We start from the raw sequence: 16,529 nt of genomic DNA on the forward strand, positions 1-16,529 counted from the left end.
TAGATTCACACTTTCTATTTCCAAGTTCCATGATGATATTCTTTCACCATAAAACTAGGAATGCAAATAAAGTGAATTGTGTAAGCTTTGCCTTTTTTAGAAACACTAAGACCAAAGTAATCCCAATCGCCATCATGTTTAGAGCCTTGAGTATTAAAAATTGAAGCAGCATGTTGCCACTCTAAGTATTTAGTTTGATCTTGACGTTGACTTTCATTATTGCCAGCAAAACCAAAAATCATTTGTTTTAAGATGAAGTAAATTTTCTTTTTAGCTTGGGTCATTGTGATAGTTTGCTTTCCTAAAAAGCCTCCCATATTTTCCACATAATTATCCTGTGTTAATGGGCCTGTAAAGCCATTTGCTTTAGTAGCAGTAGTAATGCCTTTGATGTAGTGACCAGTTTGATCAGAGATACTTTTATGGTGAAGGGCGTACTGCATGGCAATATCGTTAGCCAATTTTTGTGCACTGGAACTATAGCGCCAAACAGGTAATCCTAACTGTTTACGTGCTTGATTAATAAGTTTGAGAGTAAAATCTGCTAGCTTTCTTTTTTGAGTTGGAGTTAGTTTGTTAAGATTGATCTTAGTTTGGTTATCTTTTTTACTTTCAGCTGCAGTAATTCTTGAAAAGTTGTTTTCGTTCATCCCTTTTACACAAGCTTGTTTAAATTTGGTAGAAGGGCTACTAGTAAAAGCCTGTAATAAATTATGCCGGGTATAATTCTTGGGTAAAATAATTTTTGCTTGCTGGTATTTTTTAGTTTTTACTGTTGCTTTTGCAGCTTTTGTAGCTGCCTGGACAGGCTGGGAAGAAAAGAGCGACATCATACTAGTTGCTAACAAAATTTTGAAAATGAGTCTGTGTTTCATTAAGTAATCCTTTCTATCAAGTTATTTCAGAGTAGAAAAATAAGCAAAATAATTTTAATGAATTTTAGGTAAGTTTATATTATAATAATTTTAGGACAAAAGCGATGTGGGAAGAAACTTTTGTCTCTACTTTCTATAAGATCCTCTTTGGATCAATTCTAATATAATTTTTTCATTTCGCAAAAAGCATCCTATTTTATACTTCAGGGATGCTTTTTGTGTAGGTAGCATCTAATAATTGTCTCCCCAAGTTTAGCATGCGTGTTAAAATAGAGCATAGGATTTTGCTTTTAGAAAGGGAAGTATCTAATTAATGAAAAATTGGCAACATTTTACTTTAAAGCTTACTGCTTCATTAACTTTAATTTTAGGAGCACCTAGCTCTATTCTTAGTCACCTACCTGCCCGAGCCTCAGCTGCTTCTAGTAAACAAAATACTACTAGCAAAATAAAATCTATCTTAGAAAAAAATCATGTACGTGGGAGCGTCTTGGTGGTACAAGATGGTAAGTCCCAAATCGTAAATTATGGGTATGGTAATTATAAAAATAAGATTTTAAATAATCGTGTGTTGTACCCTTTAGGATCAATGGAAAAAGTTGTTACCGCAGCGATGATGACTCAATTAATTTTTGAATCGCAGGATTCTGAAAATCCTATCACCCAAGATTCAAAATTATCACGTTGGTTTCCCAAGGTTAAGGGAAGTAAAAATATCACTATTGGGCATTTAATGACCCACACTTCTGGTATCAACATTATTGGTACAGAAAGAACCCAAAATCATTTTTATTCTGAAACTGGTGCCATTCAATGGGCAATAAACGAGATTAATTCTACTTCAAGTTCTAAACGTGATAGCTTTAACTATAATAATGCTAATTATTTATTACTTGCTGGCATAATTCGTAAGGTAACTGGTAAATCCTACGATACTAATTTAAAAAATCGAATAATTAAGCCTCTTAAATTAAAGAACACTTTTGAGTATCAAGATATTCCCAAAAATAAAACCATCGCAACTTCTTATGGATATCGCCATGGCCGTTCTTATCAAGATCCGGTAAAAGTCACCAAAGCTTTAGCTAGTCAATTACCTGGTGCAGGCAATTTATTTACAACACCACAAGACTACTATAAGATTATGCAGGGATTGTACAATGGCAAAATTTTAACCCCTACGCAATATGATTACATGACTACTCTTTCGGCAAAAAAGACAACTTATTCAGGCGGCATCTATCGCAGGGCAGGAGGTAAATTTAAAGTAGCCTACGGAAATATTGGCTATACGCATTTTAGCAACTGGATGGAACTTACTCCTGATAACGCCAATGGAATTGTTATCTTCTTAAATCAGACTCCAAGTGATAATGGGGTGGCTAAAAAAGTTGGCTACAAGATTTTGCAAACTATGCAAGATGACTTTTTTGTAGAAGGATAGAAACAAATTTGTTGCTTTTTCTTTTTGAAAACGCTAAACTAACTATTAATAATTTTCAAGGAGGAAAAAGCAATGGATGCTATTAAAAAATTAAATACTAATCAACCACTTAAAGATGAAGATTTTAATCCTTTTGTTGATGAATTACCAACAGGTGAAGGTGCAGACTTAACTAAGTGGCTATATTAAAAAGGATCTGGGAAAGTTAAAGTTTGCCTAGATAATAGTAAAAATCACCAATGTATTAAAGTTTGATGATGTAAATCAAGCTAAGATCATTGGTGATTTTTTATTTAGAAGAATGAATATGAGTTTAATAATATAAGCATAAAGATACACAGAGATACACAAAATATGACAAGATACATAAGGATACATAAAGATACACAAGGAGATAAAAATGAATAATCCATTTAACCCAAGTTTTGGTAGAATACCTGAGATTTTTCTAAATCGAGGACAGTTAATAGATAACGTAACAAATGAATTAGATAATCCTAATAGCCCATACAAAATTTCCATTGTCTATCGGACTCGTGGTGTGGGCAAAACTACTTTTTTACGGAAGTTGGTCGAAAAATTAGAAAAAAAGAAAATTGGACAGTTGTTAATTTAGCGATGGAATCAAATTTATTAGCAACATTTTATAGTTTCTCTTAGAAATTATTTATACTAATTACAATATACTACAGGTTTCTTAGTAGAAAATAAAGGTCTGAAGGGTGAACCATTTGGATCTGCTGCCAAAAATTGGAGTAAATCTGATGAAGGTGATCCAGCCAATATCAAAAAGGGCGATCACCATTACTGGTATATTTACACCTTCCCTAATAGTGACTACAGTAAAACTCACGGCCAAATTGGAATGCTTTACAAAAATGCGAAGATTTAGAGAGGGAGGCATATTAAAATTTCGAGTTAGAAGATGGGCTATTTTCAATTACACTATGCTAGTTCTCGCCTCACCTATAAACGCATTCAATATTTTTAAAAGCATCTGGGAATGACTACGGCAGGTAAATTTTTCCCTAAAGATTGGAAAACGAACTCTTTCACCAACCATATGAATCTTATTGTTTTGTCTAGCGCTTTGACTGAACAAGGTAAAGTAAATGCAGTTACTAACCAGTTAGGACATGCTATTGGGTTAGGGGACTTTGAAAATGCTGAAGATGTTGCGCCAAAAGATAAAACTGACATCATGGCATTTGGCTGTAATTCTGATAATCAAGATTCTTTTAATGATAATTGGCATGTGTCCCAAAGTGATTTAGACCATATCGACTGGATTTATTCACACCCTTATACCAATATTAATGATAATCCTGTTTATTATGAGTCACGTGCCACAGAGTTTTAATATTATTTATAGGCATCCCTACGTGGGATGTTTTTTATTATTCAAAAATTTAGCTTAAAATTAAAAAAACAGCTATTTTTTTAAATAAAAGCAATAATATGATGTCATAATTTAAAAAAAGGCCATTTATGGGAATTAGCAGCAAAAAAAGAAGAAATTATGTTAATAGGAATCATGATACCAGACGAAATTACTAGATTTTATCCATTGTTTATTGACCATCATCTGATATACCCAAGCAAAAAACATAATCAATTAGATTATAAAAATTATAAATTTACAAAAGATAATATAAAGTCTACAAAATAACCCTCTAGCTAAAAAGTTAGGAGGTATTTTTTGCTTAAAAAAATTAAGAGAGATGTTTTTTTAGTAAATATTTTTAATCGTATAATCCGTTTAAAAATAATGTATAATAGTTAAGTAGAATATAAGGTTTGTATTTTAGGAGGAATAACAGGTGACCAACAGAGAAACAAGGCATATTAAAAAAATACAGCCAAAACTTACGTTTTTGAAAGTAAAAATAGAGAATCACCCATTATTTAAAGATGGGTTAGAATTCTCTTTGATGAGTGGTGCACGAGTAACTGCACGTACTAAAGATCAATTGACAAATTTAAGTGGAAAATTATGGGTAACGAATTTAGCAACAATTGTTGGAAAAAATGCTACAGGTAAAACAACAATCTTAAATACTATTGCTGGTATCTTAACCTTACTTTTCTATGATTTATCAATTGAACAGACCTCCCTAAAGAATATGTTAATAGGGAATAATCCTATAAAAATTACTACTTTTTTCTACGGTAGTAATGAAAAATTGTATAAGGATGAAATAGTATTTAAAAATAATGGAGCAGACAAGAAGTGGATAATAGACAGTGAAAAAATTTATCAGAAAGAATTCAAGCCACAATTTACAAAAAAGCAAATCCTTGATTTTACTGGAATTAAGCCAATTCTTGATAGAAAAGAACTAGATGAAGTAGCCGCAACTATTTTAGCAACAAATGACTCTATATTTAGAGTAATAATCGCAAAAGAAAATTATAAAACTCAAACTATAATAGAAAATATAATATTTACAAATGTAAATGCTATTTACTACGGTGAAAGTACGGTACCAACTGAAATATTAAGATTTTTAGATCCTACAATTGATTATTTAAAGGTTGAGCAACAAAGGGATGAGGCGGGAGCAATAAAGCTGTTATACCGCTTAAAATTTAAAAATAGAGATGAAGAGATCACAGCCACTGGGTTCGATGTAATTCAACGCTTTTTATCATCAGGAACATCTAAAGGAATTACATTATATGGCAATGTAGTATCTGCATTAAAATCTGGAGGAATAATTTTTGTAGATGAATTAGAAAACCACTTTAATCACGCAATTGTACGTTCATTCATTGAATACTTTAGTGATCCAAAAGTAAATGTAAATAGAGCTACTTTAATTTTTAGTACGCACTATCATGAATTACTAGATGACATAAATAGAGGGGATGAAATTTATATAACTAAAAGAAAAGACAAAATAGAACTTCAACGTTATTCTTCTACGGATATTCGCAATGATTATAAAAAGTCAGAAGTATTTGAATCTGATCTTTTAGGAGGAACGGCTCCAGAATATGAATCATATTTACGATTAAAGAAACAAACGAAAAAGGTGGTAGAAGATAAACATGAGTAAAGAACTAATTGCTGTGATTGCAGAAGGTGAAAGTGAACGGGCAGTAATTGATGTTCTTTTAGATCATGAAGCTTTAACATTTGACCGCAGAGAAATGCTCCAAGAAGAAATAATTACAACCAGAAAAGGAGCAAACTTTGCAAAAATGTATTTAAATAAAAGTTTTTCAGTCCCTATAAAGATAATTAGAATTTTAGACTCTAGAAAAGAAAACTTTAAGTTACCAAAAGTTTATCAAAGAAAAATTTCAGAGATAAATAATGTGACTACGAGGCCAGAAATTGAAATTCTTTATATTATTTATCATAATGATTTTCAATATTATACTAATGGCAATAATGATAAACCCAGTAAGTATGTTCGTAGTCATTATAAAGATTTAGAGCATGTAAAGACATATGAGGATAATTATCAATTTTGGGATAATCATTTTGATGACTTAATTAAAGCTTTAAAACAGTATAAGTCTTATCATAAGAAAGAATTAGCAATTGCGGATTTGCTTAAATAGAAATAGTCCTCTAACTAAAAAAGTTAGGGGACTATTTTTAAGAATAGAAAAAATGAAAGTTAAGGGGGTGATTTTTTGGCTTTTAAAATTAAAGGGGGTGTTTTTGACCATAGCAAAATTTTATTTTTGTTATTCAGAAAAATTTATCTCAAACTTTTTTTGTCACTTACCTAACACGCCTTAAAAATTCTTTATACTAATTACAATCTCAAATAGAAAGGTTGTAATTATATGAAAAAACGAAAACTTTTTCAAAAATTCATGTTAAGTGCTATTGCACTAACAACTTTAATTCCTTTTACATCTCAACCTGGCATTGCGTTAGGCTAAGTGGAATAAAAATGTGGCTAGTAAGACTCACCTGAAACAACTCAATATTAAAGACGTTTACGGTGAACTCAGTGCCAAACATAATAATGGTAAAATCGCCATTCATGAAGGTTATAAAAATGGTAATAAACTTGCTGCTTGGGCGGCCGAGGACTTAAAAAATAAAATTCCTAATACTATAGGTTTCTTAGTAGAAAACAAAGCTCTGAAGGGTGAACCATTTGGATCTGCTGCCAAAAATTGGAGTAAATCTGATGAAGGTGATCCAGACACCATTAAAAGGGCAATCACCATTACTGGTATATTTACACTTTCCCTAATGGTGATTACAGTAAAAATCACGGCCAAATTGGAATGCTTTACAAAAATGCGAAGATTTAGAGAGGGAGGCATATTAAAATTTCGATTTAGAAGATGGGCTATTTTCAATTACACTCCATGATAAAATACCTTGTGTAAAGAATGGAAAAGTTATTTTAAACACAAACTACCCAAACACTAATGGAGGTTTAAAAATGAAAATTAAAAATGTCGTGAAAAAAGTTACTATTGCAGCCATGCTGGCTACGCCTGCACTCGGCGCTTTCTCTCATTCTGCCGCCCTAGCTGCTAGTTGGGTGCCTAACTCGGAGTACTATGTCTCTAACCCTGATGATGCTACTAATGAAGATACTTATGGTGAACCTTCCTATCGCAACTTTAAGCAACATAGTGCTAACATCTATGTCAAAGATAAATCTATTTTACCTGAAGTTAAAAAGGCCATCAAACTCTGGGCTCCTAAGTTTAAATTTAAGTTAGTTAAGTCTGCTAAACATGCTAACTTGGATTCCACTAAATATGCTAATATTATTATTTACGATGAACCGAAGGGTGAACTAGTAGAGAGTTATAAACTTAAGTATAAGCCCGAAGATGGACGTGACAAGAATGGTGAATTTTTGACAAATAGGAATAAACCGATATTCAATAAAACTGGTTGGGCAGAAATTAATAATGATCGCATTTACGAAGAAAAGAATCCTGAAGTAATAAAATTCAATTATAATAATAAGTATTATGCTTATGCTAGCCCACGTCTTAATCATAAACGTATACAATATATCAAGAAAGTAGATCCTAGTGCTTTAATATCAACTAAGTTTTGGCCTAAAGATTGGAAAAAGAAAGATAGTACTTATCATATGAATCTTATTGTTCACTCTAAACACCTAACTGAACGAGGTAAAGTTAATGCAATTACACAAAATTTAGGGATAGCTATTGGACTGGGTACTATAGACCAAACTGATGATGATAAACCTGGTGCAAATGCAGCAGGTGACTTTGACGATATCATGGCGAGTCCAAATGATCAGTATAATAAAAAATGGCGTGTAACCCAAGATGATTTCGATCATATTGATTGGCTTTATTCACATCCTTATACTGGTGATTATAATACTGTGGCCTCTAACTATATTAGTAAGACGTTTGCTTCTAAATATTTAAACTATACTAATTATTAAAATAAAACCACATCGACTAAAAGAGAAATACCAAATTAAAGATCAAGGACTTTAAAACTTACAATTGGAGAGCAAATTAACAAAGGAGACATAGGTTGTATTTAGAATATGAAATACAGCCTATTTTTATGCTATTGAGTTGGAAGGGAATGTACATTAAAATTTCGATTTAGAAGATGGGCTATTTTCAATTACACTCCATGATAAAATACCTTGTGTAAAGAATGGAAAAGTTATTTTAAACACAATACTACCCAAACACTAATGGAGGTTTAAAAATGAAAATTAAAAATGTCGTGAAAAAAGTTACTATTGCAGCCATGCTGGCTACGCCTGCACTCGGCGCTTTCTCTCATTCTGCCGCCCTAGCTGCTAGTTGGGTGCCTAACTCCAAATACTATGTATCTAACCCGGATGATGCTACTAAACAAGATATTTACGGTGAAGATGCCGATGCGCCTAACCGCAACTTCAAACGCCGCAGCGCTAACATCTATGTCAAAGATAAATCCATTTTACCCGCTGTTAAAAAAGCCATCAAACTCTGGGCTCCTAAGTTTAAATTTAAGTTAGTTAAGTCTGCTAAACATGCTAGTTTTAACTCTGCTAAATACGCTAATATTGTGGTTTATGATGATAATAAGGGTATAATGATGGAGAATGACAAAAATGGTAACAGCGTAATTGATAAAAGTGGTTTTGCCGACATTACTTGCACACGTGTTTATGAAGAAAAGAATCCGGAAGTGATTAAATATTGGCACGGTAATAGATATGTTAGTTATGCTAGTCCACGTCTGAATCATCAACGTATCCAGTACATTAAAAAGTATTGTCATAATTCCCCTCTCATGCTTCCAGGGACTAAATTCTATCCTAAAGACTGGAAAAAGAAAGCCTTTACTAACCATATGAATCTCTATGTTGAATCTAAATATTTAACTGCACAAGGAAAAGTTAATGCTGTGACTCAACAATTAGGAAGAGCTATTGGATTGGGCTGTTCAGATGAATCTGATCCAAGAGAAAAGAACGATATTATGTACGCTGATCAATCTTCTTACAACAAAAACTGGCGTGTAACCCAAGATGATTTAGATCATATTGATTGGATTTATTCACATCCTTATACTAGTATTGCTGATAACACTGTTCGGAATGGCTCAATGGCTAGTGGGCTTTAAGATGAATTTTCAAGCATCCCTTATGGGGATGCTTTTTTATTACACAAAAATTTAGCTTAAACTTTTTTTGTTCTTTTTATAGTTTCTCTTAGAAATTATTTATACTAATTACAATCTCAAATAGAAAGGTTGTAATTATGTGAAAAATCGAAAACGTTTTCAAAAATTCATGTTAAGTGCTGTTGCACTAACAACTTTAATTCCTTTTACATCTCAAACTGGCATTGTCCATGCTAGGTGGGATAAAGATCCAAGTGTATATGGCATACCGCAAAGAAACATCAAAAGTAAGTATGGTGTAGCTAACACTAAGGTTAATGGAAAAACAAAAGCTATCTCACCATATATTGGTATTGAACAAGGTAGTAAAAATGGTAATGACATGGCGAACTATGTGAATAGTCATGACACTACCGGTTTCTTAGTAGAAAATAAAGGTCTTAGTGGTCAACCTTTTGGAGGCACCAAAAAGCAATGGCATATATCCAACGAAGCTGACCCAAAAAGAATTAAAAAAGGTAAAAAACACGAGTGGTACGTTTATCACTTACCTAAAAATGATCCCGAAAATGGGGGTGGCGTTTCAGGTAAACTTGGAATGTATTATAAAAATGCTTTGACTTATTATCCTAATGAGAAGGGTAAAGAGCAGACGCAAGGTGCTAAAGTTAAATTAAATGCCCGTATTGTTTGGAATGGTGACTATCACTATGATAATAAAGGTAAAATGGGTAATCCAAATATTCACTTTGATACTGAGCATTTAGCTGTCAAAGAGCCTTATGATGGTGAAGGTAATTTTTCTTTAATTCTGACTTATGCAACTGGGAAAAATAAAGGAAAACCTTTTAAGAAGATTAAAAGTGAATTATCCCAAACTGATATAGATTATCAACAAGGGATTCTTTTTAACACACCAAGTTATATCATTGTTAATAAATCTACTAAATTGAATGCTGGTGTTAACACTACTTATGGAATAAATGCTGGTATTCAAAATGGTGTAGCACGTGTCTTTGGTGATAATGGAAAAATAATACGTGATAAGAAAAAGAATAATGCGCGTCAAGGTACTGTTTTGCCAGATGATCCAGATGGTAGATTCTCTTATATTCCCAAGAACCCAACAAATGAATATAATGTAACATTTGTTCACGGATACAATAATCAAACTTACCTGTCACAGTCGCATAAGTACGCACGTCCTTCTGCTTCATTTAAAGTGCTTACTGGTAAATTTGCACACGACGCTAACAACATTGATAGTAAAAGTAACTATGAAGATGCATCGCAAGCAGACTACTTTGGTTTTGATTTTGACAAAGGTGGGACTTCTTCATACGAAGTACCAATTGACAAGTGGGTTTCTAAAACCAAAAATAACTTTACTAAGCACTCAACTAAAGAAACAATCAATGATACAGGCACTGCCTATTTTGACATTCATACTAGCTTAAAGGCACCCTCAAGTGCTTTGGTTAAATCTGGTAACACCAAAGACAACTACAATGCACTTCCTATTGCAGCAGCTTTAAAGGATAAAGATGATCCTTTGATTAGCCATGTTAAGGCTAAGCATGCTAAACAGCAACTTGTTTTGAAAGACTATATTGATCCTAGCTTAGAAGTAGTTAGTGCTAAAGTGTATGAAAGTGACTGGGGCGATAAGTACGGTAAGAAACTTAAAACAAGTAACGCTTTTAAAATGGTTAGTGGCGATAAAGGTACTCCAGCCATTAACAAGAAAAAAGGTTACACCTTAGTTGAAGCTAAGATGACAGATAAAGCTGCTGAGGCCACTTCTGATGCTTGGCATAAGAACTATCATTTGGTTATTGAAGTTAAGCCTAAGCCCGACCAACAACCTACCGAAGGTAGTATCTACAACGGTTCTACAATTGTTAATAATACGGCTACTTTAAATGAAAGTAAGACAACTAAAACCACCAAATTAAAAGTTACTTACAACCACACTAATACAACCACTAAAGGCGACTCGAAAAACGATTTAAGTGCGCACAAGTATGTTTATGCAGCCGATTCAAAGGATCCAACTAAAGTTAAAGATACCGGTGCAGCAGACATGGACGATGGGACTGTTTATCCAAACCAATACTTATATTACCGGTTACGTTTCAAGCTCAATAACTTTACGCAAGTAGAGAAAAAAGACGGCCACAAGTTAACCAGTAGCGACGGTCAAAAGCTGGTAGATGATAAATACACTGACTTTACCATTCACGACACGCTCGACGATAAGTTTAGAACTAAACTCGATAGTAGTGGTGATGCTGCGGTTGATCATGTGCAAGTTAGCTTAGATCCAAAAGATTTTGAAAGTAACTCTGCAACACACGGTGCAACTATCAATGGTAACAAGTTAAGTATCAAGATTAATAAAGACAGCGGTAAAGACAAAGATAAAGATAAAACTATGCTTAAGGAGCTTTCTAAGAATGGTGGTACAATCTGGGTGCAATATCGTGTTCAAATTAGGCCTAATGAAGTTGGTGAAAATGCTAATAAGTACTTGAAGCCACTTAACTTACATTACGAAGATAATGGTAAACGTGATGAAGCACACACCATTCAAAACGAGGCTAACATTGATGGACACTGGTTACATAAGACACGTGAAGAAACTGAAAGTACCGATTACCAAGAATGGGAAGCTACCTATGACTACTGGTACAGTGAATGGCAAAAAGCTCCTAATTCAGCAGCTAAAAAGAAGATTAGCCAAAATCACAGCGAATACCTTAGTGGTAGCAATCCATATAGTCGCACCACTGTAAGTGATACTTGGACAACACAAATTAAGTCCATTGCTGGTGAATCTGATTTAATTAAGAAACGCGAAACTAACAAAGTTAAGAATTACCTTATGGTTCCAACAGGTGGACTAACTAAAAATGTCAACAGCTCTTATGAAGATAGTGGAAATGTTGTCAACGACCAAGACAAGGTCTGGGAAGTAGTAAGTAACTTAGCTTCTAATACGCAGCAAGGTAAACCTTTAACTCAAGTACGTTTAAAAGATAAAGTTGAAAGTAGTGAAATTTTAGATGCTTCTAAGACTTGGACTAGTGAAAATGATGGTCATGTTCCAGATGGTACTTATACTGGAATCCGCGTCTTTAGAAACGGTAAAGATGTAACAAGTAACTTCCACATTCAAACTTCAAGTAAATCTGTCATTGCAGATGCTAATAAGGGGTATTTAGATAAACTTCCTGATGAGGAAGAAAATAACTTTGTCTTAGCAGTTCCTGGTACTATTCACCACTCGTACAGCTACAAAGCTGGTTGGGACGGTGCCAGTGACAAAGCTTATGTTGAAACTAGTGTTGAAAATGATCCAGATAATAATGTAGTTTCTGATGATGCAACTTGGGAAGGTAAACCTGTTGAAGAGGATCAAATTCCATCTGCTGTAAGTAAGTCAATTACTAGCATCAAAGACTTAACTACTGGCAAAGATGTTGATCCGGGTAACACTAAAGGTGATAGTAATCCACCACTTAATCCAAATCATGACTACGAAATTGGCTACCGCATTGATGCCCAACTCGGTACTGATCGTGATTTACGCAACTTGAAGATTAGCGACCCACTTCCTGAAAATACTACTTTAGAAAAAGGTAGCGTAAAACTTCCTAGTGGCTGGTCAAGCGCTAGTTCCGACACTGACTTTAATGCTTCATACAACGGTAATGCTACTAAACAAAGGCTAGTAGTTAAATTTGAACCAACTTCAGCTTACTGAGGGAATAAAAGTAAAGAAATTTTTAGACCAATTATAGCTTTTTAACTTGGCTACTTAATTGTGTTAAGTTTAATGGCTTTATGAATCTTAAAATAATTTCGAATTAGTCATGTAGATTGTCCTCTATTTAGAGCAAAATAAAATCACCAATAATCTTGGCTTAAGCTAATATAAACCTGGATGTATCGGTGATTTTAAATTTATAAATTTTCTAGATATTTTAGTCTTCAACAATTGGTGAGTGAATTTCACTAGCAGGTAGTGGTTGACCATCTTGGTCAAAGTAAGAGTTAATATTACGACTCCAAATCATTGCAATGGTATGTTGTCCCACGTGGGTTCCTACTACTGGGCCAATGATACTTGAGTTAATTTCGACTTGTGGAAACTTTTCTTCGTAATCTTCAAGCCAAGCGGTCTCTCTTTCAATATCATCTGCGTGAAAAATTGTTAGTTGAACTGGATAGGGAAGATCAGTAATTAATTTAGTAAAATCTTGCTGAATTCTGTTATAAGCACGTTGATATTTTCTTTCTTTAGAAATTGCAGAAATTTTTCCTTTGTCTTGAACATCCATTGAAAGAATTGGGGTTATTCTCAATAAGGAACCTACGAAACTAGCAGCGTTTGATAGGCGACCAGTCCGCTTTAAGTGTTGCAAGTTATCTACTACAAAACGAACATCAGTTGTATTGCGTAAGTCTTCGAGGTCATGCATGATTAAATCAATGTCTGCACCTTTTTTAACAAGTTTTCCAGCTAATAAAGCAGCATTTGCTTGCCCAGCACAGGTTATTTTTGAATCAAAGGGATGAATATTGATTCTTTTTTCAGTCTTGGCAATTGATAAGACATTCTCATAAAAACCGGAAAGTCCACTTGAAATAGTAACGATAATCAAATCAGTATAGCCAGCTTCTACATAAGAATCAACATACTTTTGAATATCTCCAATAGAAGGCTGAGAAGTAGAAGGTAAAGTGGAGGCTGTTGCTAGTTTTTCGTAAAATTCATGAAAACCAATATTTACCATATCGTGGTAAACTTGTTTATTCCAAATGATTGGTATTGGAATAACCTTAATTCCGTTATCAGCACATTGCTGAGGAGTTAAATACGCAGAACTATCTGTTAAGACACCAATTTTCATTTTAATTTCCTTCCCTTATTATTTAATTAAATTAAGCATTTTTTTAATAGTTTAAACTAAATTTTAATTAAATAAAAGGTTAAAAAGCGTTTAAATTTAGTATTTGCTATATATTAACCAAAAATACTAAATCTGTTATAATAAAAAAGATAGCTTAATTAAGGTGGGACCTAAATTCTAATGAAAAAACATTTTATCTTTTTAGGAGTAGAAGGGGTTACTTACTATTCCTGGTTGCTTTCCCTAATTTTTGTAGCTGTAATTTTCGGCTATGAAGCAAATAAGGGGGTAAGTATCCCATGTTTAAGTTTAAGTATAATTTTTGTTTTATTGGTAATTTATACTTGGCTAACCTCTTATTATAAAGAAGATCAAACAAATTATATTTTAAAACTTCCTTACGCAGCTGCCATGACAATTAATTCACCTAAATTGCGAATGAAATGGAAATTTTTTAAAATCTACGAATTAAAAGGTAAATCTCATTCATACTTGGTATTGTCAATTAGCAAATAAAAGAAAGAAGAATCTACATGGAATCAGATATTAAAATTGCACAAAAAACTACTGCTAACCCAATTGCTGAAATTGCAGAAAAAATAAATTTATCAGCTGCTGATATTGAACCTTATGGTGCTGATAAAGCAAAGATTAAATGGGAAGCAATTAATCGCGTTCAAAAAAATGATAAGTTAGGAAAATTAATTTTAGTAACTTCTATTTCACCAACACCTGCTGGCGAAGGTAAATCAACTATTACCATTGGTTTAGGGGATGCAATTAAAAATCAACTTCATAAAGATACCTTAATTGCATTACGTGAACCTTCAATGGGTCCAGTATTTGGATTAAAGGGTGGTGCTACAGGTGGAGGATATGCGCAAATTATTCCTATGGAAGACATTAACCTCCACTTTACTGGGGATATGCACGCCTTAACTAGTGCGATTGATACTTTAGCTGCTTTAGTAGATAACTATATTTACCAAGATAATAGTTTAGATTTAGATCCAAACCGTATTTTATTAAAGCGTGGAATTGACGTGAACGACCGTACTCTAAGAAAAGTTACCGTCGGAGAAGGTTCTCGTTTTAATGGTATTGAACACGAAAGTTCATTTGCAATTACTGTAGCTAATGAATTAATGGCTATTCTTTGCTTAGCCCAAGATATCGATGACTTAAAGAGTCGTATCGGTAATATGTTAGTAGGTTTCTCAACTAAAGACGAACCAATTTTTGTTAAAGATTTAGGTTTTGAAGGAGCAATTGCTGCCTTGCTCTCAAATGCTTTAAAGCCAAACCTTGTTCAAACATTAGAACATACTCCTGCTTTAGTCCACGGTGGACCATTTGCTAATATCGCTCATGGAGCCAATTCAATTATTGCAACTAATTTAGCTCTTCATTTGAGTGACTATGTCTTAACTGAAGCTGGCTTTGGAGCTGATTTAGGTGGACAAAAATTCATGGACTTTGTTTCAACACACTTGGAAAAACGTCCAGATGCTGTTGCTGTAGTAGCTACTGTTCGTGCACTTAAATACCAAGCTGAAAAGACTACTGATCACTTAGATGAAGAAAATCTTGAAGCTTTAGAAAAAGGTTTTGCAAACTTGAAACGTCATATGACTAACATGGCTAAGTACGGCATGCCTGTTATGGTAGTAATTAATAAGTTTGCTACTGATACAGATGCAGAGTTAAACCGCCTCAAGGAACTAGTTGAACAAGAAGGATTTACTTGTGAAGTAGTTTCTTACCATGATGAAGGCTCAAAGGGTGGAGTTAAAGCAGCTGAAAAGTTAGTAGAACTAACTGAAAAGGGTGGCAACTTTGCTTCTATTTATCGTGAAGATGATGATATTAAGACCAAAATTGAAAAAATTGCCAAAAATATTTATGGTGCAAGTAATATCGAATACAGCGATAAAGCTGAAGACCAATTAAAAGAAATTAAAAAGATGAACAAGGACCATCTTCCAGTAATCATTGCTAAAACTCAAGCTTCCTTTACTGATGATAAGAAACAATTAGGTGCTCCTGAAAACTTTACTCTTCATGTGAAGGATTTAGCTCTTAAAAATGGAGCTGGCTTTATTGTAGTAGCAACTGGATCAATTCTTGATATGCCAGGTCTTCCTAAACATCCAGCAGCTTTAGATATCGACGTAGATAACAACGGTAAAATTTCAGGATTATTCTAAAATGGGTAAACAACTTAAACAAGCTTGGTATTTATTAATTTCCTTTGCAGTAATTTTTGCTGATCAAAGTTTAAAGTACTATATTAAAACAAATTTTCGAGTTGGTGAAACAAGAGAAGTCCTTCCTGGCGTATTTTCTTTTAATTATTTACAAAATAACGGCGCTGCTTGGAATCTGCTAGCAGGTAAAATGTGGATTTTCTATATTATCACTTTAATTGCTAGCATAGTAGTAATTTATTACCTTTTCAATTTAAAGTATCAAAATATTACTTTTGACATTGGATTAGCACTTATTTTTGGTGGGGTAATTGGAAACTTCATGGATCGGCTACAAATGCATTATGTAGTAGATATGTTTCAGCTAGATTTCATCAATTTCAATATTTTTAATATTGCTGACATGGCAATTAGTGTTGGTTTGTTGTTAGTTTTTATCTATTTAATTTTTTTAGAAGACAAAAAGAAAACAAAATAATTCTTAAAGTACAAGAG

The 16,529-nt window shown here is 33.4% G+C and carries 14 protein-coding genes; 12 read left to right on the forward strand and 2 right to left on the reverse strand.

The window, feature by feature from the left end; all coding sequences use genetic code 11:
* Nucleotides 1-14 precede the first annotated feature (14 nt).
* Nucleotides 15-875: an SEC10/PgrA surface exclusion domain-containing protein gene (locus FP435_RS03630; protein WP_265484492.1), complete on the reverse strand. Its 861-nt coding sequence runs from the start codon at nucleotides 873-875 to the stop codon at nucleotides 15-17.
* A gap of 313 nt (nucleotides 876-1,188) precedes the next feature.
* On the opposite strand from FP435_RS03630, the gene FP435_RS03635 reads away from it, so the two are divergent.
* The 9 genes from FP435_RS03635 (at nucleotide 1,189) to FP435_RS03675 (ending at nucleotide 12,677) form a co-directional block, all read left to right on the forward strand.
* Nucleotides 1,189-2,319, forward strand: coding sequence for a serine hydrolase domain-containing protein (locus FP435_RS03635; RefSeq protein ID WP_265484493.1), 1,131 nt, complete (start codon nucleotides 1,189-1,191; stop codon nucleotides 2,317-2,319).
* Nucleotides 2,320-2,719: 400 nt separating this feature from the next.
* Nucleotides 2,720-2,935, forward strand: a complete 216-nt coding sequence (locus FP435_RS03640) for a hypothetical protein (RefSeq protein ID WP_265484494.1) — start codon at nucleotides 2,720-2,722, stop codon at nucleotides 2,933-2,935.
* A gap of 387 nt (nucleotides 2,936-3,322) precedes the next feature.
* Entirely contained in the window at nucleotides 3,323-3,679 is a 357-nt protein-coding gene (locus tag FP435_RS03645) for a hypothetical protein (RefSeq protein WP_265484495.1), read from the forward strand.
* A gap of 460 nt (nucleotides 3,680-4,139) precedes the next feature.
* Nucleotides 4,140-5,378, forward strand: a complete 1,239-nt coding sequence (locus FP435_RS03650; protein ID WP_265484496.1) for an AAA family ATPase — start codon at nucleotides 4,140-4,142, stop codon at nucleotides 5,376-5,378.
* Nucleotides 5,371-5,889, forward strand: a complete 519-nt coding sequence (locus tag FP435_RS03655) for an N-6 DNA methylase (protein ID WP_265484497.1) — start codon at nucleotides 5,371-5,373, stop codon at nucleotides 5,887-5,889. Before FP435_RS03650 ends, FP435_RS03655 begins: the two co-directional genes overlap by 8 nt.
* Before the next feature lie 343 nt (nucleotides 5,890-6,232).
* Complete coding sequence (locus tag FP435_RS03660) at nucleotides 6,233-6,661, forward strand: hypothetical protein (RefSeq protein WP_265484498.1); 429 nt, start codon at nucleotides 6,233-6,235, stop codon at nucleotides 6,659-6,661.
* Between the two features lie 73 nt (nucleotides 6,662-6,734).
* Nucleotides 6,735-7,727 (forward strand): hypothetical protein, encoded by a 993-nt coding sequence (locus FP435_RS03665; protein ID WP_265484499.1) that lies wholly within the window; start codon nucleotides 6,735-6,737, stop codon nucleotides 7,725-7,727.
* Nucleotides 7,728-8,005: 278 nt separating this feature from the next.
* Nucleotides 8,006-8,911, forward strand: a complete 906-nt coding sequence (locus tag FP435_RS03670) for a hypothetical protein (RefSeq protein ID WP_265484500.1) — start codon at nucleotides 8,006-8,008, stop codon at nucleotides 8,909-8,911.
* Between the two features lie 139 nt (nucleotides 8,912-9,050).
* Nucleotides 9,051-12,677, forward strand: coding sequence for a hypothetical protein (locus FP435_RS03675; RefSeq protein WP_265484501.1), 3,627 nt, complete (start codon nucleotides 9,051-9,053; stop codon nucleotides 12,675-12,677).
* 220 nt (nucleotides 12,678-12,897) lie between these two features.
* On the opposite strand, the gene FP435_RS03680 is transcribed toward FP435_RS03675, so the two are convergent.
* Nucleotides 12,898-13,827 carry a DegV family protein gene (locus FP435_RS03680; protein WP_265484502.1) on the reverse strand — a complete coding sequence of 310 codons (930 nt, stop codon included), beginning with the start codon at nucleotides 13,825-13,827 and terminating at the stop codon, nucleotides 12,898-12,900.
* A 180-nt stretch (nucleotides 13,828-14,007) separates the two neighbouring features.
* On the opposite strand from FP435_RS03680, the gene FP435_RS03685 reads away from it, so the two are divergent.
* From FP435_RS03685 to lspA, 3 genes are read left to right on the forward strand one after another with little or no spacing between them, the layout of a single operon-like run.
* Nucleotides 14,008-14,343, forward strand: a complete 336-nt coding sequence (locus FP435_RS03685) for a hypothetical protein (RefSeq protein ID WP_265484503.1) — start codon at nucleotides 14,008-14,010, stop codon at nucleotides 14,341-14,343.
* Nucleotides 14,344-14,360: 17 nt separating this feature from the next.
* A complete protein-coding gene (locus tag FP435_RS03690; protein ID WP_265484504.1) occupies nucleotides 14,361-16,034 on the forward strand; it encodes a formate--tetrahydrofolate ligase in 1,674 nt (557 codons plus the stop codon).
* A gap of 1 nt (nucleotide 16,035) precedes the next feature.
* A complete protein-coding gene (lspA, locus tag FP435_RS03695) occupies nucleotides 16,036-16,512 on the forward strand; it encodes a signal peptidase II (protein ID WP_265484505.1) in 477 nt (158 codons plus the stop codon).
* Nucleotides 16,513-16,529: the final 17 nt, after the last annotated feature.

This window comes from Lactobacillus sp. PV037 (assembly GCF_014522345.1).
Taxonomy (GTDB): domain Bacteria; phylum Bacillota; class Bacilli; order Lactobacillales; family Lactobacillaceae; genus Lactobacillus.

What these genes read in the sequence shown, in the direction of transcription:
- FP435_RS03630 (WP_265484492.1), bottom strand. Translation starts at nt 875, where the DNA reads ATGAAACACAGACTCATTTTCAAAATTTTGTTAGCAACTAGTATGATG.
- FP435_RS03635 (WP_265484493.1), top strand. Translation starts at nt 1,189, where the DNA reads ATGAAAAATTGGCAACATTTTACTTTAAAGCTTACTGCTTCATTAACT.
- FP435_RS03640 (WP_265484494.1), top strand. Translation starts at nt 2,720, where the DNA reads ATGAATAATCCATTTAACCCAAGTTTTGGTAGAATACCTGAGATTTTT.
- FP435_RS03645 (WP_265484495.1), top strand. Translation starts at nt 3,323, where the DNA reads ATGACTACGGCAGGTAAATTTTTCCCTAAAGATTGGAAAACGAACTCT.
- FP435_RS03655 (WP_265484497.1), top strand. Translation starts at nt 5,371, where the DNA reads ATGAGTAAAGAACTAATTGCTGTGATTGCAGAAGGTGAAAGTGAACGG.
- FP435_RS03665 (WP_265484499.1), top strand. Translation starts at nt 6,735, where the DNA reads ATGAAAATTAAAAATGTCGTGAAAAAAGTTACTATTGCAGCCATGCTG.
- FP435_RS03670 (WP_265484500.1), top strand. Translation starts at nt 8,006, where the DNA reads ATGAAAATTAAAAATGTCGTGAAAAAAGTTACTATTGCAGCCATGCTG.
- FP435_RS03680 (WP_265484502.1), bottom strand. Translation starts at nt 13,827, where the DNA reads ATGAAAATTGGTGTCTTAACAGATAGTTCTGCGTATTTAACTCCTCAG.
- FP435_RS03685 (WP_265484503.1), top strand. Translation starts at nt 14,008, where the DNA reads ATGAAAAAACATTTTATCTTTTTAGGAGTAGAAGGGGTTACTTACTAT.
- FP435_RS03690 (WP_265484504.1), top strand. Translation starts at nt 14,361, where the DNA reads ATGGAATCAGATATTAAAATTGCACAAAAAACTACTGCTAACCCAATT.
- lspA (WP_265484505.1), top strand. Translation starts at nt 16,036, where the DNA reads ATGGGTAAACAACTTAAACAAGCTTGGTATTTATTAATTTCCTTTGCA.